We start from the raw sequence: 21,121 nt of genomic DNA on the forward strand, positions 1-21,121 counted from the left end.
TGGAAAGCGGAAAGACTGGGGTCGAGGGTACAGGTCGCGTCACTTTAAAACGAAAGAAAACGAATCCGAGTAAGGGAAAACTCGGAGGAAAATCGCGCCAAAAGGAATCCAAATGAAAAAACTCGAAAATACAATCTCGGCCTTTGCTGACAAAAGTCACGAACCTACGGACCCCCATCCTGTGAGCGATTTCTCCTCTCCAGCGGCCGAGCCGGCCACCGAATGCGATGTGCTGATCGTCGGCGGCGGCATCAACGGGTGCGGCATTGCGCGCGACCTGGCCGGCCGGGGCTGGCGCGTCGTGCTGTGCGAGAAGGACGACCTGGCCTCGCACACCTCGTCGTCGTCCACCAAGCTGATCCACGGCGGGCTGCGCTACCTGGAGTACTACGAGTTCTCGCTGGTGCGCAAGGCGCTGCAGGAGCGCGAAGTGCTGCTCAAGAGCGCGCCGCACATCATGTGGCCGCTGCGCTTCGTGATGCCGCACGACCCCTCGATGCGCCCGGCCTGGATGATCCGCATCGGCCTGTTCATGTACGACCACCTCGCCAAACGCGAGGTGCTGCCGCCGTCGCGCGGCATCGACCTGCGACAGCACCCGGCCGGCGCGCCGCTGAAGGCGCAGTACAAGCGCGGCTTCGTGTACTCCGACGGCTGGGTCGACGACGCGCGGCTGGTGGTGCTCAACGCCATCGACGCGCGCGCCAAGGGCGCCCAGGTGCTCACGCGCACGCGCTGCATCCATGCGCAGCGCGGCGCCGACGGCTGGGTCGCCACGCTCGAAGGCCCCGACGGCGCGCACCGCACCGTGCGTGCGCGCGCCGTGGTGAACGCGGCCGGCCCGTGGGCCGAATCCTTCCTGCGCGGCGTGGCCCAGTCGGCGCGCGGCGAAGCGCTGGCCACCAAGAGCCTGCGGCTCGTGAAGGGCAGCCACATCATCGTGCCGCGCCTGTTCGACCACGACCACGCCTACATCTTCCAGAACCCCGACAAGCGGATCATCTTCGCCATCCCCTACCAGGGCGCGTTCACGCTGATCGGCACCACCGACATCGAGATCAGCGGCGACGACCCCGGCGCCGCGCGCATCGCGCAGGAAGAGATCGACTACCTGTGCACCCAGGCCAGCCGCTACTTCGACAAGGCCATCGTGCCGGCCGACGTGGTCTGGACCTACTCGGGCGTGCGCCCGCTGCTGGACGACGCCTCGGGCGACCCCTCGGCCGTCACGCGCGACTACCTGCTCGAGTCGAACACCACCGCCGCGCCGCTGCTGTCGGTGTGGGGCGGCAAGATCACCACCTTCCGCAAGCTGGCCGAAGACGCGGCCGACGAGGTCGGCAAGATGCTGGGCCAGTCGAGCGCGCAGCGCCCGGCCTGGACCGACGGTGCCTTCCTGGCCGGCGGCGATTTGTCGGCCTGGATCGGCGCCCCCAAGCGCCCCGACGACGACTTCGCCCGCTTCGTGGCGGCCGTGCAGGCGAAGTACCCCTGGCTCGACACCCAGGTCGCGCTGCGGCTGGCGCGCGGCTACGGCGCGCGCGTGGCCGAACTGATCGGCGAGGCGCAGTCGCTGGCCGACATGGGCGCCGAGGTGGCGCCCGGCCTGTACGAGCGCGAGCTGCGCTTTTTGCAGGCGCGCGAATGGGCCGTGAGCTCGGACGACGTGCTCTGGCGCCGCACCAAGCTCGGCCTGCACTACACGCCCGCCGAGCGCGAGCAGGTGGCGATCTGGCTGCAGGCCCATGCAAAAGACAACAACGCAGTGGAAGTGGAGGTGAGCTGATGCAGCTGACTCTGGAGCGCGTCACCAAGAAGGTCGGCGCGCAAACCTGGCTCTACGAGCAGAGCATTGCGCCGAAAAGCGGCGCGGTGACCGTGCTGCTCGGCGCCACGCAGGCCGGCAAGACCAGCCTGATGCGCCTCATGGCCGGGCTCGACACGCCCAGCACCGGGCGTGTGCTGGTCGACGGCAAGGACGTCACCGGCACGCCGGTGCGCGAGCGCAATGTCGCGATGGTCTACCAGCAGTTCATCAACTACCCCTCGCTTAAGGTGTTCGACAACATCGCCTCGCCGCTGAAGCTGCGCGGCGAATCGAACATCGATGCGCGCGTGAGGGCGCTGGCCGACAAGCTGCACATCGGCATGTTCCTGGACCGCCTGCCGGCCGAGCTGTCGGGCGGCCAGCAGCAGCGCGTGGCGCTGGCGCGCGCGCTCGCCAAGAACGCACCGCTCATGCTGCTCGACGAGCCGCTGGTCAACCTCGACTACAAGCTGCGCGAAGGCCTGCGCGAAGAACTCACGCAGCTCTTCGCCACCGGCGACTCGACCGTCATCTATGCCACCACCGAACCCGGCGAAGCGCTGCTGCTGGGCGGCTACACGGCCGTGATGGACGCCGGCGAGCTGCTGCAGTACGGCCCGACCGCCGAGGTGTTCCACGCGCCGCAGTCGCTGCGCGTGGCGCGCGCCTTCAGCGATCCGCCGATGAACCTGCTGGCGGGCACGGCGGCAGCCGGCCGCGTGCAACTGGCGGGCGGCCCGGCGCTGGCGCTGGCCCTGCCCGAGAGCACCTCGGGCGCGGTCACGGTCGGCCTGCGCGCGAGCGCATTGAATGTCGACGCAGGGGAGGGCGACATCGCCTTGCCCGGCAAGGTGGAGCTGGCCGAGATTTCGGGCTCCGACACCTTCGTGCACGTCGAGACCGCGGTGGGCGAACTGGTGGCGCAGCTCACCGGTGTGCACCGCTTCGAGCTGGGCGCTTCGATCACGCTGTACTTCAGCGCATCGCAGGCCTATGTGTTCGACGCCAGCGAAAAGCTGGCACTGGCGCCGGCATGGCGCAAAGGAGCTTGAGATGGCACGCATCGATCTCGACCTGGCCCACGCCTACCGCCCCAACCCCACGCAGGACAGCGACTACGCGCTGCTCCCGCTGAAGATGAGCTTCCGCGACGGCGGCGCGTATGCCTTGCTCGGCCCCTCGGGCTGCGGCAAGACGACCATGCTCAACATCATCTCGGGCCTGCTCGTGCCCTCGCAGGGCAGCGTGAGCTTCGACGGCCGCGACATGACGCGCGCCACGCCGCAGGAACGCAACATCGCGCAGGTGTTCCAGTTCCCGGTGATCTACGACACCATGACCGTGGCCGAGAACCTCGCGTTCCCGCTGCGCAACCGCAAGGTGCCCGAAGACCAGATCAAGAAGCGCGTCGGCGAGATCGCTGAAATGCTCGACATGAGCGGCCAGCTCAACCAGCGCGCCGCGGGCCTGGCGGCCGACGCCAAGCAGAAGATCTCGCTGGGCCGCGGCCTGGTGCGCAGCGACGTGTCGGCGGTGCTGTTCGACGAACCGCTCACCGTGATCGATCCGCACCTGAAGTGGCAGCTGCGCCGCAAGCTCAAGCAGATCCACCGCGAGCTCAAGCTCACGCTGATCTACGTGACGCACGACCAGGTCGAGGCGCTGACCTTCGCTGAAGAGGTGGTGGTCATGACGCGCGGCAAGGCCGTGCAGGTGGGCAGCGCCGAGGCGCTGTTCGAGCGGCCGGCCCACACCTTCGTCGGCCACTTCATCGGCTCGCCGGGCATGAACTTTTTGTCGGCCCACAGCGCCAACGGTGCGCTCGAAGTGGCCGGCACGCCGCTGGTGCCCACGCGCGAGCTGCCGCCCGGCGCGCTCAAGATCGGCATCCGGCCCGAGTACCTGCGCCTGTCGAACGCGGGCGCGGCGGGTGCCGTGCCGGCGGTGGTGAAGCAGGTGCAGGACGTCGGAACGCACGCGATGCTCAGCGCCGAAGTCGACGGCGGCGTGGTCAAGGTGCGCATGCATTCGGACGAACAGCCGCCCTCGGTGGGCGACACGGTGTGGCTGCGGGTGCTCGACACCCACACCTGCTACTACAAGGACGAGGAACTGGTGGCATGAACCCAACCAACAAGCCGATCAACCAGAAGGCGTGGTGGCTCGTGCTGCCCGTGCTGATCTGCGTGGCCTTCTCGGCCATCGTGCCGCTGATGACGGTGGTCAATTACTCGGTGCAGGACATCATCTCGCCCGAGCGGCGCGTGTTCGTCGGCACCGAATGGTTCGCCGCCGTGATGCGCGACGACGAGCTGCACCAGGCGCTGTGGCGCCAGCTGGGCTTCTCGCTGTCGGTGCTGCTGGTGGAAATTCCGCTGGGCATCGCGCTCGCGCTGTCGATGCCGGCCACCGGCTGGAAGTCGTCCGCGGTGCTGGTGGTGGTGGCGCTGTCGCTGCTCATTCCGTGGAACGTGGTGGGCACCATCTGGCAGATCTACGGTCGCGCCGACATTGGCCTCCTGGGCCATGCGCTGCAGGTCATGGGCATCGAATACAACTACACGGGCAGCGCGACCGACGCCTGGCTCACGGTGCTGGTGATGGACGTGTGGCACTGGACACCGCTGGTCGCCTTGCTCTGCTACGCCGGCCTGCGCTCGATTCCCGATGCCTACTACCAGGCCGCGCGCATCGACGGCGCCAGCAAGTTCGCGGTGTTCCGCTACATCCAGCTGCCCAAGATGCGCGGCGTGCTGATGATCGCGGTGCTGCTGCGCTTCATGGACAGCTTCATGATCTACACCGAGCCCTTCGTGCTGACGGGCGGCGGACCGGGCAACGCGACCACCTTCCTGAGCCAGTACCTCACGCAGAAGGCCGTGGGGCAGTTCGACCTCGGGCCGGCGGCGGCGTTCTCGCTGATCTATTTCCTGATCATCCTGCTGTTCTGCTTCGTGCTCTACAACTGGATGCAGCGCGTGGGCACGCAAGAGGTGGAGAAAGAACAATGAACGAGAAACGCTTCCACAAGCGCAGCATCTTCTTGCTGCTGTACATCCTGTTCGCGCTGTTGCCCATCTACTGGATGGTCAATATGAGCTTCAAAACGAACGAGGAAATTTTGTCGAGCTTCTCGTTCTTCCCGAACGAGCTCACCTGGGCCAACTACGCGCGCATCTTCACCGACGAGTCGTGGTACTCGGGCTACATCAACAGCCTGATCTACGTGGCGATCAACACGGTGATCTCGCTCACCGTGGCGCTGCCGGCGGCCTATGCGTTCTCGCGCTATTCGTTCCTGGGCGACAAGCACGTGTTCTTCTGGCTGCTGACCAACCGCATGACGCCGCCCGCGGTGTTCCTGCTGCCGTTCTTCCAGCTGTACAGCACCGTCGGCCTCATGGATACGCACCTGGGTGTGGCACTGGCGCACCTGCTGTTCAACGTGCCGCTGGCGGTGTGGATTCTCGAAGGCTTCATGAGCGGCATTCCGCGCGAGATCGACGAGACGGCCTACATCGACGGCTACTCGTTCCCGCGCTTCTTCCTCACCATCTTCCTGCCGCTCATCAAGGCCGGCGTGGGCGTGGCGGCGTTCTTCTGCTTCATGTTCAGCTGGGTCGAGCTGCTGCTGGCGCGCACGCTCACGAGCGTGAACGCCAAGCCCATCGTCGCGACCATGACGCGCACGGTGAGCGCCTCGGGCATGGACTGGGCGACGCTGGCCGCGGCCGGTGTGCTCACCATCGTGCCGGGCGCGATCGTGATCTGGTTTGTCCGCCACTACATCGCAAAAGGCTTTGCGATGGGCCGCGTCTAAGGAGACCGAGACATGTTCGACTGGATGGTCTGGACCACCCCGGTGGCCGTTTTCTTCAGCTGCATCGCGCTCATGCTGGTCGGCATGACGGTGTGGGAATTCAAGTCGCCCACCACGATGCGCCGCGGCTGGCTGCCCATTGCCACCACGCGCGGCGACCGGCTCTTCATCGGCCTGCTGTCTGCTGCGTATGTGAACCTGATCTTCGTCGGCCTGGCCGGCAAGGTGCAGGAGTGGCTGAGCCTGCAAGCCGAGCCCTCGATCTGGATCGGCTTCGTGCTGTCGATGTTCGTGCTCGCGCTCGTGATGCGCAAAGGCTAGGCCCACCGATTTCGTCAACGCGTCCGGCTCTCCGCCTCCCCGGAGCCGCGATGAAAAAACCGGGGAAGCACAACCGAGGAGACACACTCATGAAGATGCGCTACACGGCATTGGCAATGGCGGCGGCGATGTTCGCCGCGCACGGCGCCGCATCGGCCGGCGAGGCCGAGGCCAAGAAATGGATCGACAGCGAATTCCAGCCGTCGACCCTGTCCAAGGACAAGCAGATGGAGGAGATGAAGTGGTTCATCGACGCCGCCAAGAAGCTGCAGGCCAAGGGTGTGAAGGAGGTGTCGGTCGTCTCCGAAACGCTGACCACCCATGAGTACGAATCGAAGACGCTGGCCAAGGCCTTCGAGGAGATCACCGGCATCAAGGTCAAGCACGACCTAATCCAGGAAGGCGACGTGGTCGAGAAGCTGCAGACCTCGATGCAGTCGGGCAAGTCGATCTACGACGGCTGGGTGTCCGACTCCGACCTGATCGGCACGCACTACCGCTACGGCAAGATCATGTCGCTCACCGACTACATGAAGGGCGCCGGCAAGGAGTTCACCAACCCGGGCCTGGACCTGAAGGACTTCATCGGCACCAGCTTCACCACCGCGCCCGACGGCCAGCTCTACCAGCTGCCCGACCAGCAGTTCGCCAACCTGTACTGGTTCCGCGCCGACCTGTTCGCGCGCAAGGACCTGCAGGACAAGTTCAAGGCCAAGTACGGCTACGACCTGGGCGTGCCGCTGAACTGGAGCGCCTACGAAGACATCGCCGAGTTCTTCAGCGTCGACGTGAAGACCATCGACGGCAAGCCGATCTACGGCCACATGGACTACGGCAAGAAAGACCCGTCGCTGGGCTGGCGCTTCACCGATGCGTGGCTGTCGATGGCCGGCGCCGCCGACAAGGGCATTCCGAACGGCATGCCGATCGACGAGTGGGGCATCCGCGTGGCTGCCGACAAGTGCACGCCCACGGGCGCCTCGGTGTCGCGCGGCGGCGCCACCAATTCGCCGGCCTCCGTGTACGCGCTCACCAAGTACATCGACTGGATGAAGAAGTACGCGCCCAAGGAAGCCATGGGCATGACCTTCGGCGAATCGGGCCCGGTGCCCGCGCAGGGCCAGATCGCGCAGCAGATCTTCTGGTACACGGCCTTCACCGCCGACATGACCAAGAAGGGCCTGCCCGTGGTGAACGAAGACGGCTCGCCCAAGTGGCGCATGGCCCCCGGCCCGAACGGCCCGTACTGGAAGCAGGGCATGCAGAACGGCTACCAGGACGTGGGCTCGTGGACCTTCTTCAAGGGCCATGACGCCAACAAGACGGCCGCCGCCTGGCTCTACGCGCAGTTCATCACCGCCAAGACCACCTCGTTGAAGAAGTCGATCACCGGCCTGACCTTCATCCGCGACAGCGACATCCGCTCGGACTACTTCACGCAGAACGCCAACAAGTACGGCGGCCTGATCGAGTTCTACCGCAGCCCGGCGCGCGTGGCCTGGACCCCGACTGGCACCAACGTGCCCGACTATCCGAAGCTCGCGCAGCTGTGGTGGAAGAACGTGGCCGAGGCCGTGACGGGTGAGAAGACCCCGCAGAAGGCCATGGACAACCTGGCCGACGAGATGGACAACGTGATGGCACGCCTGGAGCGCGCCGGCATGGCCCATTGCGCGCCCAAGCTCAACCCGAAGGGCGACCCGGCCAAGTACCTGAGCGACGACCACGCCCCGTGGAAGAAGCTGGCCAACGAGAAGCCCAAGGGCGAGACCATCGACTACAACAAGCTGCTGAGCGCCTGGAAGGCCGGCAAGGTGCGCTGATCGGCGCCCTGCGCCTGCAGCCCATGCAAACAAGGGCCGTGCCGCGAGGTGCGGCCCTTTTTCGCGTTCTGGCCGAATGGTTCGTCGGATTCGCGCGACGCCATGACCTATGGCAGATGCACCTTTGAAAAGCTTCGCTTACATTCGACGGCCCCCGCCACGCCCCGCCAGTGAATCCAAGTTCTTCCAGCCCCTCCGCCAGCCCTCCTGCCACCCCGGGCGCGCGTGTCAAACGCGTCCTGCTGATCCAGTACTCGCAGACCGGGCAGCTCGACCGCGTGGCCGGGCAGATCGCCGCGCCGCTGCGCGCCGACCCGGGCATCGAACTGCGCGTGGAAACGTTGCGGCCGTTGCAGCGCTTTCCCTTTCCCTGGCCGTTCCTGACCTTCTTCGACGCGTTCCCCGAGTCGGCCCATCTGAAGCCGGGTCCGTTGGCGCCGCTCGCGCTCACGGGCGACGAAGACTTCGACCTCGTCATCCTGCCGTACCAGGTCTGGTTCCTGGCGCCCGCGCAGCCGGTCGTGGCCTTCCTGCAGCACCCCGTGGCGGCGCGGCTGCTCAAGGGAAAACCCGTGGTCACGGTCATTGCCTGCCGCAACATGTGGCTGCTGGCCCACGAAAAGCTCAAGGGCCTGCTCGCCGCCACCGGCGCGCGCCTGATCGACAACGTGGTGCTCACCGACCCCGGCCCCACGCTGGCCACCTTCTTCACCACGCCGGCCTGGCTCATCTGGGGCCGCAAGCGCGGCTTCTGGGGCATGCCCGACGCGGGCCTGAGCGAGGAACAGATCCGCGGCTGCGGTCGCTTCGGCCGTGCCCTGCGCGATGCCCTGCACGCAGGCCGCGAGCAGAGCGAGGCGCCCTTGCTGGCCGGGCTGGGCGCGGTGCGCGCCGACGCGCGGCTGCTGGTCAGCGAGAAGGCCGGCACGCGCAGCTTCTACCTCTGGGGCAAGCTGATCATGGCGGCCGGCGGGCCGGGCGCGGCGGTGCGCAAACCGCTGCTCTTGCTGTACGTGCTGTTTCTGCTGGCACTGATCGTCACCGTCGTGCCGGTGAGCCTGACGCTGCAGGCCCTGCTGCGGCCGTTGTTCCGAGGGTGGCTGACTAAAATGACGGCTCAATTCGAGCGCCCGTCGGGCTCTGCCACGGACCGGCTCCCTCTCTATGACGACTGATGTTTTCCTGACCCGCACCGCCGCCTTCCTGCCTTTTTCTCCGGTCAGCAACGAAGACATCGAAGAAGTGTTGGGCCGCATCGGCGGCAAGGTGTCGCGTGCGCGACGCCTCATCCTGCGCAGCAACGGCATCCAGTCGCGCCACTACGCCATCGACCGCGCCACGGGCCAGCTGGCCATGACCAACGCACAGCTCACCGCCGCGGCCATCCGCGCGCTGGGCGACGACATCGGCCCGGTCGACTGCCTGGCCACCGGCACCTCGCTGCCCGACCAGCTCATGCCCAACCACGCGGTGATGGTGCACGGCGAACTGGGCTGGCCCCGGCTCGAGGTGGTGGCCTGCGCCGGCATCTGCCTGGCCGGCGCGGCGGCGCTCAAGCATGCGTGGCTGTCGGTGCGTGCGGGCGATGCGCGCCGCGCGGTCGCCACGGGCTCCGAGCTGGCCTCGGCCGTGATGCGCGGCATCAACTTCGAAGCCGAGCTCGAGCACAAGCTCGAAGCGCTCGAAGCGCGCCCCGAGATCGCCTTCGAAAAAGACTTCCTGCGCTGGATGCTGTCCGACGGCGCCGGCGCGGTGCTGCTGGAGCGCGAGCCGCGCGGGCCGCTGTCGCTGCGCGTCGAATGGATCGAGCTGTCGTCGGCGGCGCACGAGCTGCCGGTGTGCATGTATGCCGGCGCCGACAAGAACGAACAGGGCGGCCTCGACGGCTGGGCCCGCACCTCGCCGGCCGACTGGCAGCGCGACTCGACCTTCGCCGTCAAGCAGGACGTGCGCCTGCTCAACGACAACATCGTGCGCGCCACACTGACCGAGCCGCTGGCCGCCATCATCGAACGCCGCGGGCTCAAGACCGAGGACATCGACTGGTTCCTGCCGCACCTGTCGTCGCACTATTTCGTCGAGCCCGTGGCCGCGAGCCTGGCGTCGCTGGGCCTGCCGATTTCGCGCGAGCGCTGGTTCAGCAACCTCGCGACCAAGGGCAACACGGGCTCGGCCTCGCCGTACATCATGCTGGACGAGCTGTTCCGTTCCGGTCGCATCAAGCCCGGCCAGAAGTTGCTGATGTTCGTGCCCGAAAGCGGTCGCTTTTCGAGCGGCTTCATCTACCTGGAGGCTGTGTAGCCATGGACCTCGATGCCGTGCCCCAAGAGGGCAACGCGACCCTCGCGGGCCATTCCAAGCTGATGTACGCCCGCGACGCGCAAGGCCGCGTCGTCACCACCACCTCGAAGGGCTGGGAGGCGGAAGAGATCGTCACCAGCCACGCGGTCGACGTGCTGGTCGAGCAGGCGCAGGAGGCCAAGGCGCGCGTGAAGGCCGGGCTGGCCTCGCCGCTCGAATACTGGATGTACGAGCGCCGCATGGACGTGGCGCTGCTTTCGCAGACCAGCGGCTTCTGGCAGTGGCGCGTGCGCCGCCACCTGCAGCCGCGCCATTTCGCCGCGCTGTCGCCGGCCCAGCTCGCCCGCTACGGCCAGGCGCTGGGGCTGCCCGTTTCCACCCTGCAAGGCCTGCCGTGAACTTCCAACACCAACAGGCGGCGCACTGCGAAAGCGGCGTCATCTCCAGCCTCATGCGCCACCACGGCGCGCCGATGAGCGAGGCGATGGCGCTGGGGTTGTCGTCGGCGCTGTCGTTCGCCTACCTGCCGTTCATCAAGCTGTCGGGCCTGCCGCTCATCTCGTACCGCATGCCGCCCAAGGCCATCATCAAGGGCCTCTTGGCACCGATGGCCGCGCGCTTTCGCTTCGAGACCTTCCGCAGCCCGCAAGCCGGGCAGCAGCGCCTGGACGCGCTGCTGGCCGACGGCCAGCTCGTGGGCCTGCAGACCTCGGTCTACTGGCTGCCGTACTTTCCGCCGAACATGCGCTTTCACTTCAACGCGCACAACCTGCTGGTCTACGGCAAGGACGGCGACGACTACCTGATCAGCGACCCGGTGTTCGAGGAGCCCGTGCGCTGCGCCAGCGAAGACCTGTCGCGCGCCCGCTTCGCCAAGGGCGTGCTGGCGCCCAAGGGCCTCATGTACTACCCGCAGGCCATCGAGCGCAAGGCGGTCGACGCCGCCTCGGTCACCAAGGCCATCCGCAAGACGGTGCGCAACATGCTCGCGCCCGTGCCCATCGTGGGCGTGCGCGGCATGCGCACGCTGGCCAAGCGCATGCACAAGCTGTCGCCCAGCGATCCGCGCAGCGTCGACTTCATCGGCCACCTCGTGCGCATGCAGGAAGAAATCGGCACGGGCGGGGCGGGCTTTCGCTTCATCTACGCGGGTTTCCTGCAGGAGGCGGCGCAGCTGCTCGACAAGCCGCAGCTCACGCAGATGTCCGAACGCCTGATCGCCATCGGCGACGGCTGGCGCGCGTTCGCGCTCAAGGCGGCGCGCATGGTGAAGGGCCGCGAGCCGGTCGATCCGGTGGCGCTGGCGGGCAAGCTGCGCGAACAAGCGCAGCAAGAGGAAACCTTCTTCCGCGACCTCAAGGCCGCTGTTGCCTGATGTTGGAGCTGCACCAGCTCGGCTACCGCTACCCGCACGCTGACAAGGCCGCGCTGGCCGACGTGTCGCTCGCCGTGCCGCGCGGTTGCGTGCTGGGTTTGCTGGGCCCGAACGGCGCCGGCAAGACCACGCTGATCTCGCACCTGTCGGGCGCGCTCGCGGTGCAGTCGGGCGACATCCGCATCGACGGCCAGCCGTTGCAGCAGGTGCGCGCCAAGGCGCCCACGCGCATCGCCGTGGCGCCGCAGGACCAGGCCTTCTACCCGATGCTCACCGTGGCCGAGAACCTGGCCTGCTTCGCCGCGGCCGGCGGTCTCTCGGGTGCGCGAAAGAAGGCACGCATCGACACCTGCACGCAGTTCGCGCAGCTCGAACAGTTCGCGGGCGTGCGCGCCGAGCGGCTCTCGGGCGGCCTCAAGCGCCGGCTCAACCTCGCGATCGCCTTGCTGCCCGAACCCGAGCTGATGCTGTTCGACGAGCCGACGGTGGGCGTCGATCCGCAGTCGCGCGCCTTCATCCTCGACGCGATCAAGAGCCTGGCGCAGGCCGGCGCGGCGGTGATCTACGCCTCGCACTACATGGAAGAGATCGAGGCCATCGCCGACCGCGTGGCCATCCTCGACCAGGGCCGCGTGCTGCGCGAAGGCCCGCTCGACGCGCTGCTGTCGCAAAGCGCGATGCTGCTGACCCTGGCCGCCGACGGGCTCGACGCGCAGAGGCTCTCGCGCTTCGGCACGGTGGAGCAGGGCGCGGCGCACTGGCGCATCCACCTGAACGCAGGCACCGGCCCCGGCCCCGTGCTGGCCGCGCTCGAAGCCGAAGGCATCGAGGTGCGCCAGGCCGAGTTCGGCCGGCACGACCTCGAGCAGCTCTTCATGGCGCTCACGCACCGTTCGCTGCGCGACTGACCGAACGCCATGCTCCTAGCGCTCATCAAGAAGGAACTGCTGGCCCTCGTGCGCGACATGCACGGGCTGGCCGTGCTGTTCGTGATGCCGATGGTGTTCATCGTGCTGATGTCGCTCACGCTGAAGGACATCTACCGCCCGCCGCTGGCCGAACTGAGCTACGCGGTCGATGCGTGCGACAGCGGCACGCCCGCCAGATGGCTGCTGCAGATCTGGCAGCGCAGCCACGGCGCGCCGCAGCCGCTGGGCGCCGACTGGCAGGCGCGGCTGCGCAGCGGCACGCTCAAGTACGTGATCGTGCTGGAGCCCGGGCTGTCGGACGAACTGGAATCGGCCGCGCTCTCCACGCGCGCCCACATCCGCCTGCTGGCCGAACCCGGCATCGATGCCAACCTGTTCAACGCGCTGCGTGCCGAGCTGATCGGTGCCTCGGGCGAACTCAAGGCGCGGCTCGCGCTGGCGGTGCCCGGCACGGCCAGCCCCGCGCCCGACGCGTCCATCCAGGCGATGGTGCAGGCCGAGCGCTTTGCCACCGCCGGCCCGCGGCCCACGTCGGTGCAGCAGAACGTGCCGGCCTGGCTGGTGTTCGGCATGTTCTTCGTGGTGGCCTCGCTGTCCAGCCTGTTCGTGCAGGAGCGCGGCTCGGGCGCGCTCGGGCGGCTGCAGAGCCTGGGCGTGTCGCGTCCGATGCTGCTGGCCTCCAAGGCCTTGCCCTACCTCGGCGTGAACGCGCTGCAGGCGCTGCTGATGCTGGCGGCGGGCATCTGGTTCATGCCGCTGATCGGCGGCGACGCGCTCTCGCTCGCGGGCATCCACTGGGGCGGCCTGCTGCTGTCGCTCGCGGCCGTGAGCCTGGCGGCGGTGAGCCTGTCGCTTGCGGTGGCCTGCCTCGTCAAGAGCCATGCGCAGGCCGCCACGCTGGGGCCGATGGTGAATGTGCTGATGGCGGCGGCGGGCGGCATCATGGTGCCCAAGTTCGTCATGCCGGGCTTCATGCAGCGCATGGTCGAAATCTCTCCCATGAACTGGGGGCTCGAAGCACTGCTCACCGTGCTGCTGCGCGGCGGCGGCGTGGCCGAGGTGCTGCCGCAGGTCGGCCGGCTGGTGGCGTTCGCGGCCCTCATGTTCTTCGTGGCTGTCTTTCTGTTTCGCAGGCGCGCACCGTGACGAGCACCGCTTCTTCTCCTGAATTCATCGCCCGCCTCAAGGCCCTCGTGCTCGAGGCTGTCGAAAAAGACGCGCCGCCCGGCGGCCTCGGCGACGACGAGCCGCTGTTCGGCCCCGAGGCGCGCCTGGACCTCGACTCGCTCGATGCGCTGCAGGTGTCGATGGCGATCCAGCAGCACTTCGGCCTGCGCATGCCCGACAGCAAGGACACGCGGCGCGCGATGACCTCCATCGCGCACCTGGCGGAACACCTGGCGCAAGCGGGAAAGGCATGAGCCTGATGGCTCCCGTGTACCTGGCCGGCATGGGCCTGGCCTGCGTGCTCGGCGACGACGTGCCGTCCGCGCTCGCGGCACTGCGGCGCGGCGGCGTGCCGCCCACGCCGGTGACGGTGGCCGAGGGCCTGCAGTGGCCGGTCTATACGCTGCCCGTGCCGCCCGGTGACTGGGCGCAGCGCGTGCAGCACACGGTGCGCCGCGTGGTCGCGCAGACCGGCGACGGGCTGGACCGGCAGGGGCCGCTGTTCGTGGCCTCGTCGTCGCTCGACATCGGGGCCATGGAGCACGCGCAGCACGACGCGCGGCTCAGCGGCGACCTGCAGGATTTCGCCGACATCGCCGCCGCCGCACTCGACTGGCAAGGGCCGGTCTTCACCGTCTCGACCGCCTGCACCTCCGCGCTCAACGCGATGCTGGCGGCGGCCGACATGGTGCGCGCGGGCGAGGCGCGCGAGGCGCTGGTGATCGGCGCCGAACTCGACAACCGCTTCACCGTGGCCGGCTTCGGCGCGATGCAGCTGCTGGCGTCCGACAGCGCACGGCCCTTCGGCGCGGGGCGCCAGGGGTTGGTGCTCGGCGAAGCGGTGGCGGCGTTGCGGCTCGGATCGCAACCCGCGCGTTGGGCGCTGCTGGGCGGCGCCAACGTGGTCGACGGCCGCAACCCTTCGGGCACCGAGGCGAGCGCCGTGCGCGCGATGTGCCGCGACACGCTGGCGCGCAGCGGCCTGCAGCCCGCGGACATCGACCTCATCAAGGTGCAGGCCGCCGGCAGCCCGGTCAACGACGCGATCGAGGTCGAGGCGCTGCGGCAGGTGTTCGACCCGCTGCCGCCGCTGGTGTCGCTCAAGTCGGCGATCGGCCACACGCTGGGCGCGGCCGGGGCGGCGGAGCTGGCCCTGCTGGTCGGCTGCATCGAAGGCGGCGCCTGGCCGTCGGTCGGCTACGCGCTGGACGAGACGCTGGGCATCGCGCTGAGCGACGGACCGCCGGCGCGGCTGCGCCACATCCTGCTCAACGTGGTGGGCTTCGGCGGCGGGCATGCGTCGCTGGTGCTCAAGGATTGCAACGCCGCATGAGCCACGCTGCAACAACCCCCTGGCGCACCGTCGCCCATGTCGTGGCGCATCCGCCGCCCGACGACTGGCGCGACGCGCTCGCGACCCGCCTGGGCCGCCGGCCGCGCCGCGTCGGCCTGTGGACCGAGCTGGCGATGTACGGCGCGCTGCGCTGCCTCGACGCGGCCGGCGAAGCCGCGCTGCCGGCGGGCGCGCGCCTGCGGGTGACCAGCCGGCGCGGCGCGTGGGAGGCCACGCGCGCGGGGCTGGCGCAGCTCGACGCGGGCCTGCCGATGCCCTTCACCTTCATGCAGGGCCAACCCGCGCTGATGCTGGCCGAGGTCGGCCGCTGCCTCGACTGGCAGGGCGATGCGAGCTTCATGCTGTGCCGCGATCTCGCCCGCCCGCTGGCGTTGTCGCAGTTGGGCGCGGGGCGCGACGGGTTGCTGTTCGGCGTGGTGGAGGAGACGTTCGGCGACGTGCCGCCGCGCTCCGAATGGTGGCGGCTGGTGCCGGCCGATCAGGCGGCGATCGAGCGCTGAAGGTTCTCGCGCGCCCGTGCTTCGAGCAGGGCGTGCATGCGCGGCGTGGCGTAGATCGCCGGACGGTCGAAAAAGCGCTGGAGGATCGCGCGCCGGCGCGGCAGGCGAATCTCCTCGGGAACGAAACCGTATTCCGCGTGCACCTGGCGCTCGTACTCGTCGAAGCGCGCACGCTCGGCGCCGAGGATCGACAGGTCGATGTCGATCAGCAACTCGGCGTCGCGGCCCTCGGGCACGGCGTCGTGGCGCGTGGCCATGACGAGCGCGTGGACGCGGTCGGCCGACGCATCGCTCGCACCGGCCGCCTGCATCGCCTGCCGCGCCCAGTCGGCGCTGCGCGCCTCGTTGTCGTGCGCATGCACGTCGTAGATCGCGTCATGGAACCACAGCGCCAGCGCCACCTCGCCGGGGCGTTCGGCGAGCGCCTGTTCCCGGTCGAACCACGCGAGGCATTCGCCCAGGTGCTGCATCGTGTGGTAGTGGCGCTGCGGCTCGCCGTAGCGGCGCTGCAGTTCGAGCCGCAATGCGTCGTCGGGCGCGGCCACGCCCAGCGCCTGCCAGGCGGCGGTCCAGTTCGCGTGCAGCGCCTGCGGTGTCATGGCGGCTATTGCTCCATCGCGGCCTTGACCTCCTGGCCCAGGTCGAGCACCGACATCGCGTAGTAGCTGCTCCAGTTGTAGCGCGTGATCACGTAGAAGTTGCGCGTGCCGGCGACATAGGTCGGCGGCGCGTCGAGGCCGTTCTGCAGTTCGATGAGCGCCAGCAGGCCCTTGTGCTTCAGGCCTTCGCCCTCGGGCACGGCGCCCGCGGCCACGAAGCTGTCGGCGCTGAAGGTCGGCAGGATGTCGGGTGCCAGCAGCAGCGCCTTCTTGAGGCGCGCCTCGTCGAAATGCACGGGGTAGATCGACGGCATGCCGGGCGTCCAGCCGAAGGCCTTGAAGTAGCTCGCCACCGAGCCGATCACGTCGACCGGGTTGTTCACGAGGTCGATGCGGCCGTCGCCGTCGAAGTCGACCGCGTACTTGGCGATGCTGCTGGGCATGAACTGCGGCATGCCCATGGCGCCGGCGTAGCTGCCCACGGGCGTGAGCGGGTCGTCGGCGGTGCGGCTTTCGGTGCTCAAAAAGCTTTCAAGCTCGCCGCGGAAGAAGGCGATGCGCTCGGCGGCGCGCGGGTGGCCCTGCGGGAAGTCGAAGGACAGCGTGGCCAGCGCATCGATCACGCGGAAGTTGCCCATGTTGCGGCCGTAGATGGTCTCGACGCCGACGATGCCGACGATGATTTCCGGCGGCACGCCGTAGGTGGCCTCGGCGCGCGTGAGCGTCTCGGCGTTGGCGCGCCAGAAGCGCACGCCGGCCGCGATGCGCACCGGGTCGATGAAGCGGCTGCGGTAGGTCTGCCAGTTCTTCACCGTGCCGACCGGGCCGGGCAGCATCAGGCGCGGCACGTTGGGCAGGAAGCGCGCGGCGCCGATGGTGGCGCGCACCCAGTCGCGGTCGAGGTTGCGGCGCTGGGCGACGTCGTCGGCGAACGCCATGGCGTCGTCGCGCGTGGCGTAGGGCGTGCTGCCGCGCACCGGCGTGACGGCGGGGCGGGCGTTGGCCTGGGGCTTCTGGGCCAGGGCGCCCGTGGGCCAGGCGACGCAGGCGGCGAGGAGGGCGGCGGCGGCCACTGCGGCGCGCAAGGGCGTGGGGAAGGCGTGTGACATGGGCACGATTGTGCCGCCCGTGCGCATGCGCACTTTCGGGGGACACATGTGGTTGCAGCCGCGCGTCAGGGGCGCGGCGGCGTGGGCGGCCAGGGCAGCCGGCGGAACTCGGCGCGCAGCGCGGCGAGCGAGGCCGATGGGCCGGACGCGGCGGGCGCGTAGCGCTGGGCTTCGAGCTTGAGCAGCCAGTCGCGCACGGCCTGCGCGGCGGGCCCGAAGCGGGCGTCGGCGGCCTGGGCCATCTGGCGCGGCGGCGCCGTCTCGGGCAGCGGCAGGCCGGCCTTGGCCAGGCGCGCGCGGGCCCGGCCCAGCAGGCGCAGCCAGGGGTCGTGCCGGCTGCGCTCCCACAGCGTCCAGCCGGCGCCGGCCAGGCTCGCGGCCACCAGCAGGTACAGCAGCACGTAGCCCAGGTCTTCCAGGCTCGGGGCGTTGAAGCCGAGGGTCTTCAGCAGGTCGAGCTGGCGGCTCTGCGTGTAGTTGAGCACCCACTGGTTCCAGCCGTTGTTCACGGCCTCCCAGGCGGCGCGCAGGTTCTGCACCAGCGTCGGGCTCATGACGCCGATGGCGCCGGCCAGCAGGCCGGGCTGCGGCGTGAGGCGCTGGAACTGCCCGATGCGTCCCGGCGCGACCGAGCCGGTCGGGTCGACGCGCACCCAGCCCGCGCCCTCTTGCCACACCTCGGCCCAGGCGTGCGCGTCGCTCTGGCGCACCACCCAGTAGTTGTCGACGTTGTTGAGCTCGCCGCCCTGGTAACCGGTGACGATGCGCGCCGGAATCTGCAGGTGGCGCATCAGCACCACGAAGGCCGAGGCGATGTGCTCGCAGAAGCCTTCCTTGCGGTCGAACCAGAACTCGTCGGCGGTCTCGTTGCCGTACACGCCGGGCTGCAGCGTGTAGGTGTAGCCGCCGGTGCGCAGGCGTTGCAAGGCGGCCTGCACGAAGGCGTTGGCATCGGCGCCGGCCAGCGCGGGGTCGGCGCGCATCTGGGCGGCGAGCGCGGCGGTGCGCGGGTTGCTGCCGGCCGGCAGCGCCAGGTAGGGCTGGAGCCGGCCGCCGGTGCGTGTCAATGGGCCGCTCTGGAACTGCGGGTGGCTCTCGGCGCGGTAGCGCACGAGGTCGGTGATCGGGCGGTTCACGAACCACTGCAGGTCGGGCGTGCCGGTGACCTCGTAGCCGGGCACTTCGGGCGCGCGCGGCGCGGCGTCGAGCGTGAGCAGCCACGGGCGCTGGCTGGCCTCGAGCGTGACCTCGTAGCGCACCGGCTCGCCGCGCGTGCGCAGGTTCGATACCGCAGGCCCGCTGCGTGCCCAGGTCGGCAGCGCCGTCCATTCGCGGCCGTCGAACTGCGTCAGCACGGGGCCGCGGAAATACAGCTGGCTTTGCGGCGGCGCGCGGTTGTCGTCGAACTTGATGCGCGCCGCGATGCTCCCGTCGAGCGCCAGCTCGGCGATGGTGCCGACCCGCATCGTGTTCGACAGCCCGCTGCGCCCGGCCATGGCGTCGCCGGGCGTGCCCCACAGCGGCGCGAAGCGCGGGAACAGCAGGAACAGCGCAAGCATCACCGGCGCGCCCGCCAGCGCCATCCAGCTGGCCATGCGCGCAGCCTGCATCAGCGGCGGCCGGCCCACCGGCATGTGGGCGTTGACCAGCGCCGTCAGCAGGCCCAGCAGCGCCAGCAGCATGGTGAAGGCGGTGAGCAGCGACTGCGAATAGAAGAAGTTCGTGAGCATCGCGAAGAAGCCCAGGAAGAAGACCACGAAGGCGTCGCGCCGCGCGCGCAGCTCCAGCGTCTTGAGCGCCAGCAGGCACACGACCAGCGTGACGCCCGCGTCGCGGCCCAGCAGCGTGCGGTGGGTGGCGTAGGTGCCGGCCAGCGCCAGCGCCAGCAGCGCGAGGCGCCACCACTTGCTGGGCAGCGGGCGCGCCTGCAGCGCCAGCGAGGCGCGCCACAGCAGCACCAGGGCGGTGATGGCCGAGCACCACCAGGGCAGCTCGTCCACCTGCGGCAGCAGGATGAGGCCGATGACGCACAGCAGGAACAGCGTGTCCCGTGCGTCCCTCGGCAGTGCGGTGAGTTCGCGTACGACCCGGTTCATGCGGCAGCCCCGTTCATGCGCACAGCGCCAGCGCCTCGAGGCAGGCGCGCCGGTGCGCTTCGCCCTGCGACGGTTTCACCGTGCGGCCGGCGACGCGCACGCCGTAGTCCACGCCGAGCCGGTCGGCCATGAGCACCCAGGCGCACAGGCGCGACAGCCGGGCCTCGATGTCGGGCAGCGCGGCGGCGTGCGCGTCGAGCCAGAGTTCTTCGCGCTGCGTGTGCTGCGTGTCGCGGCTCACGAGATCTTCGGAGCCGTTGGCCTGCGCGCGCGCGGCCTTCTTCCAGACCACGAGCTTGAGCGGATCGCCGCGCCGGTAGGCCCGCACGCCGTCGTACTCGCCGGCGTTCTGCGCCCGCAGCGCGGCCGACGCGGCGGCGGGCCCCGAGAGCGGCTCGCCTGCCGGCAGCGGCGGCGGATGGGCTTCGGGCGTCGGGTACACGAGCAGCTGCGCGGCCGGCCGCCAGACCGTCCAGACGCGGAAGGTGCCGAGCGGAAAGCGCGTCTCGGCCGTCAGCGGCGGCACCGGGTGCAGGCCGCGCCGCTCGGGCTGGAAAGCGATCTCCACCGTGGCCGCGCCTTCGGCGGGCACGTCGGTCCAGGCCCACTGGCCGCTGCCGCGCACCGCCATGCCGATGCCGTAGCGCACGCTGCGCCGTTCGTTGTGCAGCACCACGCGCAGCACCGCGGCGGCGCCCGCGAACTGCGCCTCGGGCGGCACCATGCGCAGCGCCAGCCCGCGCAGCGTGGCGTGGCACACGTGCATGCCCACCGCGACGCTGCCGGCCAGCAGGAAGGTCAGCAGGTAGCCCAGGTTGAGCTGGTAGTTGATCGAGGCCACCAGCAGCACCAGCAGCGTGGCCGCCAGCGTCCAGCCGGCGCGCGTGGGCACGATGTAGACGTTGCGCTGGGTGAGTTCGAGCGTGTCCGACGGAGGCCGGCGCGAGAGGAACCAGCCGTCGATGCGCGAGCGCAGGACGCTGACAGGGCTCACGGCAATGGCACCGCGGCGATCATGGCGCGCACCTGTTCGACCGCACCGCGGCCGGCATCGCCCACGGGCGTGAGACGGTGCGCGATGGTCTGCGGCAGCACGGCCTGGATGTCGTCGGGCGCCACGTAGTTCCGATTGGCCAGCAGCGCTTGCGCCTTGGCGGCGCGCAGCACGGCGATGCCCGCGCGCGGCGACAGGCCCTGCAAAAACCAGCGGCCCGAGCGGGTCGCGGCGATCAGGTCCTGCAGGTAGTTCAGCAGCGGCTCGGCCGCATGCACTTGCTGCACGCGCTGCTGCAGGGCGGTGAGTTCGCCGGCGGTCAGCAGGGCGGGCAGGCCGGCGAGCATCTCGCGGCGGTCGGCGCCGGCCAGCAGCTGGCGCTCGGCCGCGCGGTCGGGGTAGCCCAGCGAGATGCGCATCAGGAAGCGGTCGAGCTGCGACTCGGGCAGCGCGAAGGTGCCGAGCTGGTCCTGCGGGTTCTGCGTGGCGATCACGAAGAAGGGCGTGGGCAGGGGGCGGGTCTCGCCCTCGACCGTGACCTGCTTTTCTTCCATCGCCTCGAGCAGCGCACTCTGGGTCTTGGGGCTGGCACGGTTGATCTCGTCGGCCAGCAGCACCTGCGCGAAGATCGGCCCGGGGTGGAACACGAAGGCCTGCTGGCCCCGGTCGTAGATCGCCACGCCCGACAGGTCGCCCGGCATCAGGTCGGCCGTGAACTGCACGCGCGAGAACTGCAGGCCGAAGGTGTGCGACAGCGCATGGGCCAGGGTGGTCTTGCCGACCCCCGGCACGTCCTCGATCAGCAGGTGCCCGCCCGCCAGCAAACAGGCCACGCAGTCGCGCACCTGGGCCTCTTTGCCAACAATCACCGTGTTAAGCTGACTCAGCAAAGAGGCTAGCTTCGCGGCTACGTCCATATTTGTATC

Annotated in this window: 21 protein-coding genes; 16 read left to right on the forward strand and 5 right to left on the reverse strand. The window is 69.4% G+C overall.

All coding sequences use genetic code 11. The features are described from left to right. The first annotated feature begins 112 nt into the window (after positions 1–112). The 16 genes from glpD to AC3WQM_RS09040 all read left to right on the forward strand — a co-directional run bounded on the left by glpD (position 113) and on the right by AC3WQM_RS09040 (position 15,397). Positions 113–1,786: a glycerol-3-phosphate dehydrogenase gene (gene glpD, locus AC3WQM_RS08965; protein WP_492678084.1), complete on the forward strand. Its 1,674-nt coding sequence runs from the start codon at positions 113–115 to the stop codon at positions 1,784–1,786. Further along, positions 1,786–2,859: an ABC transporter ATP-binding protein gene (locus tag AC3WQM_RS08970; protein WP_492678086.1), complete on the forward strand. Its 1,074-nt coding sequence runs from the start codon at positions 1,786–1,788 to the stop codon at positions 2,857–2,859. Before glpD ends, AC3WQM_RS08970 begins: the two co-directional genes overlap by 1 nt. 1 nt (position 2,860) lies before the next feature. Beyond that, positions 2,861–3,931, forward strand: a complete 1,071-nt coding sequence (locus AC3WQM_RS08975; RefSeq protein WP_489057303.1) for an ABC transporter ATP-binding protein — start codon at positions 2,861–2,863, stop codon at positions 3,929–3,931. Continuing rightward, positions 3,928–4,818 carry a carbohydrate ABC transporter permease gene (locus tag AC3WQM_RS08980; RefSeq protein WP_119553390.1) on the forward strand — a complete coding sequence of 297 codons (891 nt, stop codon included), beginning with the start codon at positions 3,928–3,930 and terminating at the stop codon, positions 4,816–4,818. The genes AC3WQM_RS08975 and AC3WQM_RS08980 overlap by 4 nt, the downstream gene beginning before the upstream one ends. After that, positions 4,815–5,627 (forward strand): carbohydrate ABC transporter permease, encoded by an 813-nt coding sequence (locus AC3WQM_RS08985; RefSeq protein WP_139706315.1) that lies wholly within the window; start codon positions 4,815–4,817, stop codon positions 5,625–5,627. Before AC3WQM_RS08980 ends, AC3WQM_RS08985 begins: the two co-directional genes overlap by 4 nt. A gap of 12 nt (positions 5,628–5,639) precedes the next feature. Then, positions 5,640–5,948, forward strand: coding sequence for a DUF2160 domain-containing protein (locus tag AC3WQM_RS08990; RefSeq protein ID WP_492678088.1), 309 nt, complete (start codon positions 5,640–5,642; stop codon positions 5,946–5,948). 89 nt (positions 5,949–6,037) lie between these two features. Then, complete coding sequence (locus AC3WQM_RS08995; RefSeq protein ID WP_492678090.1) at positions 6,038–7,771, forward strand: ABC transporter substrate-binding protein; 1,734 nt, start codon at positions 6,038–6,040, stop codon at positions 7,769–7,771. 170 nt (positions 7,772–7,941) lie between these two features. Continuing rightward, entirely contained in the window at positions 7,942–8,946 is a 1,005-nt protein-coding gene (locus AC3WQM_RS09000) for a dialkylresorcinol condensing enzyme (RefSeq protein ID WP_492678092.1), read from the forward strand. Continuing rightward, on the forward strand, positions 8,936–10,072 hold the full coding sequence (locus AC3WQM_RS09005; RefSeq protein ID WP_492678094.1) for a beta-ketoacyl-ACP synthase III: 1,137 nt from the start codon (positions 8,936–8,938) through the stop codon (positions 10,070–10,072). Before AC3WQM_RS09000 ends, AC3WQM_RS09005 begins: the two co-directional genes overlap by 11 nt. A 2-nt stretch (positions 10,073–10,074) precedes the next feature. Then, positions 10,075–10,470 carry a DarG family dialkylresorcinol biosynthesis protein gene (locus AC3WQM_RS09010; protein ID WP_062476723.1) on the forward strand — a complete coding sequence of 132 codons (396 nt, stop codon included), beginning with the start codon at positions 10,075–10,077 and terminating at the stop codon, positions 10,468–10,470. Next, positions 10,467–11,447 carry a BtrH-related acyltransferase DarH gene (gene darH, locus AC3WQM_RS09015; protein WP_319360503.1) on the forward strand — a complete coding sequence of 327 codons (981 nt, stop codon included), beginning with the start codon at positions 10,467–10,469 and terminating at the stop codon, positions 11,445–11,447. Before AC3WQM_RS09010 ends, darH begins: the two co-directional genes overlap by 4 nt. Beyond that, positions 11,447–12,355 (forward strand): ABC transporter ATP-binding protein, encoded by a 909-nt coding sequence (locus tag AC3WQM_RS09020; RefSeq protein ID WP_159277463.1) that lies wholly within the window; start codon positions 11,447–11,449, stop codon positions 12,353–12,355. The genes darH and AC3WQM_RS09020 overlap by 1 nt, the downstream gene beginning before the upstream one ends. A gap of 9 nt (positions 12,356–12,364) precedes the next feature. Continuing rightward, the gene (locus AC3WQM_RS09025) at positions 12,365–13,522 is read left to right on the forward strand and encodes an ABC transporter permease (protein ID WP_492678096.1); all 1,158 of its coding nucleotides are present in this window, start codon (positions 12,365–12,367) and stop codon (positions 13,520–13,522) included. Next, positions 13,519–13,797: an acyl carrier protein gene (locus AC3WQM_RS09030; RefSeq protein WP_095947360.1), complete on the forward strand. Its 279-nt coding sequence runs from the start codon at positions 13,519–13,521 to the stop codon at positions 13,795–13,797. Before AC3WQM_RS09025 ends, AC3WQM_RS09030 begins: the two co-directional genes overlap by 4 nt. Then, on the forward strand, positions 13,794–14,876 hold the full coding sequence (locus AC3WQM_RS09035) for a beta-ketoacyl synthase N-terminal-like domain-containing protein (RefSeq protein WP_492678098.1): 1,083 nt from the start codon (positions 13,794–13,796) through the stop codon (positions 14,874–14,876). Before AC3WQM_RS09030 ends, AC3WQM_RS09035 begins: the two co-directional genes overlap by 4 nt. After that, complete coding sequence (locus AC3WQM_RS09040; RefSeq protein WP_492678100.1) at positions 14,873–15,397, forward strand: hypothetical protein; 525 nt, start codon at positions 14,873–14,875, stop codon at positions 15,395–15,397. The genes AC3WQM_RS09035 and AC3WQM_RS09040 overlap by 4 nt, the downstream gene beginning before the upstream one ends. On the opposite strand, the gene AC3WQM_RS09045 is transcribed toward AC3WQM_RS09040, so the two are convergent. From AC3WQM_RS09045 to AC3WQM_RS09065, 5 genes are all read right to left on the reverse strand, one after another. After that, complete coding sequence (locus AC3WQM_RS09045) at positions 15,376–15,996, reverse strand: HD domain-containing protein (RefSeq protein WP_492678102.1); 621 nt, start codon at positions 15,994–15,996, stop codon at positions 15,376–15,378. The genes AC3WQM_RS09040 and AC3WQM_RS09045 overlap by 22 nt on opposite strands. A gap of 5 nt (positions 15,997–16,001) precedes the next feature. Then, the gene (gene mltB / locus AC3WQM_RS09050; protein WP_492678104.1) at positions 16,002–17,105 is read right to left on the reverse strand and encodes a lytic murein transglycosylase B; all 1,104 of its coding nucleotides are present in this window, start codon (positions 17,103–17,105) and stop codon (positions 16,002–16,004) included. A 65-nt stretch (positions 17,106–17,170) separates the two neighbouring features. After that, positions 17,171–19,201: a transglutaminase TgpA family protein gene (locus tag AC3WQM_RS09055; RefSeq protein ID WP_492678106.1), complete on the reverse strand. Its 2,031-nt coding sequence runs from the start codon at positions 19,199–19,201 to the stop codon at positions 17,171–17,173. Positions 19,202–19,214: 13 nt separating this feature from the next. Beyond that, positions 19,215–20,195, reverse strand: a complete 981-nt coding sequence (locus AC3WQM_RS09060; protein WP_492678108.1) for a DUF58 domain-containing protein — start codon at positions 20,193–20,195, stop codon at positions 19,215–19,217. Beyond that, positions 20,192–21,112, reverse strand: coding sequence for an AAA family ATPase (locus AC3WQM_RS09065; protein ID WP_489057290.1), 921 nt, complete (start codon positions 21,110–21,112; stop codon positions 20,192–20,194). The genes AC3WQM_RS09060 and AC3WQM_RS09065 overlap by 4 nt, the downstream gene beginning before the upstream one ends. Positions 21,113–21,121 lie beyond the last annotated feature (9 nt).

It is taken from the genome of Variovorax sp. FW301-JW7 (assembly GCF_058788795.1).

Coding starts and splice junctions, on each gene's coding strand:
- mltB (WP_492678104.1), bottom strand. CDS start 17,105: ATGTCACACGCCTTCCCCACGCCCTTGCGCGCCGCAGTGGCCGCCGCC.
- glpD (WP_492678084.1), top strand. CDS start 113: ATGAAAAAACTCGAAAATACAATCTCGGCCTTTGCTGACAAAAGTCAC.
- AC3WQM_RS09045 (WP_492678102.1), bottom strand. CDS start 15,996: ATGACACCGCAGGCGCTGCACGCGAACTGGACCGCCGCCTGGCAGGCG.
- AC3WQM_RS09020 (WP_159277463.1), top strand. CDS start 11,447: ATGTTGGAGCTGCACCAGCTCGGCTACCGCTACCCGCACGCTGACAAG.
- AC3WQM_RS09025 (WP_492678096.1), top strand. CDS start 12,365: ATGCTCCTAGCGCTCATCAAGAAGGAACTGCTGGCCCTCGTGCGCGAC.
- AC3WQM_RS08980 (WP_119553390.1), top strand. CDS start 3,928: ATGAACCCAACCAACAAGCCGATCAACCAGAAGGCGTGGTGGCTCGTG.
- AC3WQM_RS09035 (WP_492678098.1), top strand. CDS start 13,794: ATGAGCCTGATGGCTCCCGTGTACCTGGCCGGCATGGGCCTGGCCTGC.
- AC3WQM_RS09010 (WP_062476723.1), top strand. CDS start 10,075: ATGGACCTCGATGCCGTGCCCCAAGAGGGCAACGCGACCCTCGCGGGC.
- AC3WQM_RS08995 (WP_492678090.1), top strand. CDS start 6,038: ATGAAGATGCGCTACACGGCATTGGCAATGGCGGCGGCGATGTTCGCC.
- AC3WQM_RS08975 (WP_489057303.1), top strand. CDS start 2,861: ATGGCACGCATCGATCTCGACCTGGCCCACGCCTACCGCCCCAACCCC.
- AC3WQM_RS09055 (WP_492678106.1), bottom strand. CDS start 19,201: ATGAACCGGGTCGTACGCGAACTCACCGCACTGCCGAGGGACGCACGG.
- AC3WQM_RS08970 (WP_492678086.1), top strand. CDS start 1,786: ATGCAGCTGACTCTGGAGCGCGTCACCAAGAAGGTCGGCGCGCAAACC.
- AC3WQM_RS09040 (WP_492678100.1), top strand. CDS start 14,873: ATGAGCCACGCTGCAACAACCCCCTGGCGCACCGTCGCCCATGTCGTG.
- AC3WQM_RS08985 (WP_139706315.1), top strand. CDS start 4,815: ATGAACGAGAAACGCTTCCACAAGCGCAGCATCTTCTTGCTGCTGTAC.
- AC3WQM_RS09065 (WP_489057290.1), bottom strand. CDS start 21,112: ATGGACGTAGCCGCGAAGCTAGCCTCTTTGCTGAGTCAGCTTAACACG.
- AC3WQM_RS08990 (WP_492678088.1), top strand. CDS start 5,640: ATGTTCGACTGGATGGTCTGGACCACCCCGGTGGCCGTTTTCTTCAGC.
- AC3WQM_RS09005 (WP_492678094.1), top strand. CDS start 8,936: ATGACGACTGATGTTTTCCTGACCCGCACCGCCGCCTTCCTGCCTTTT.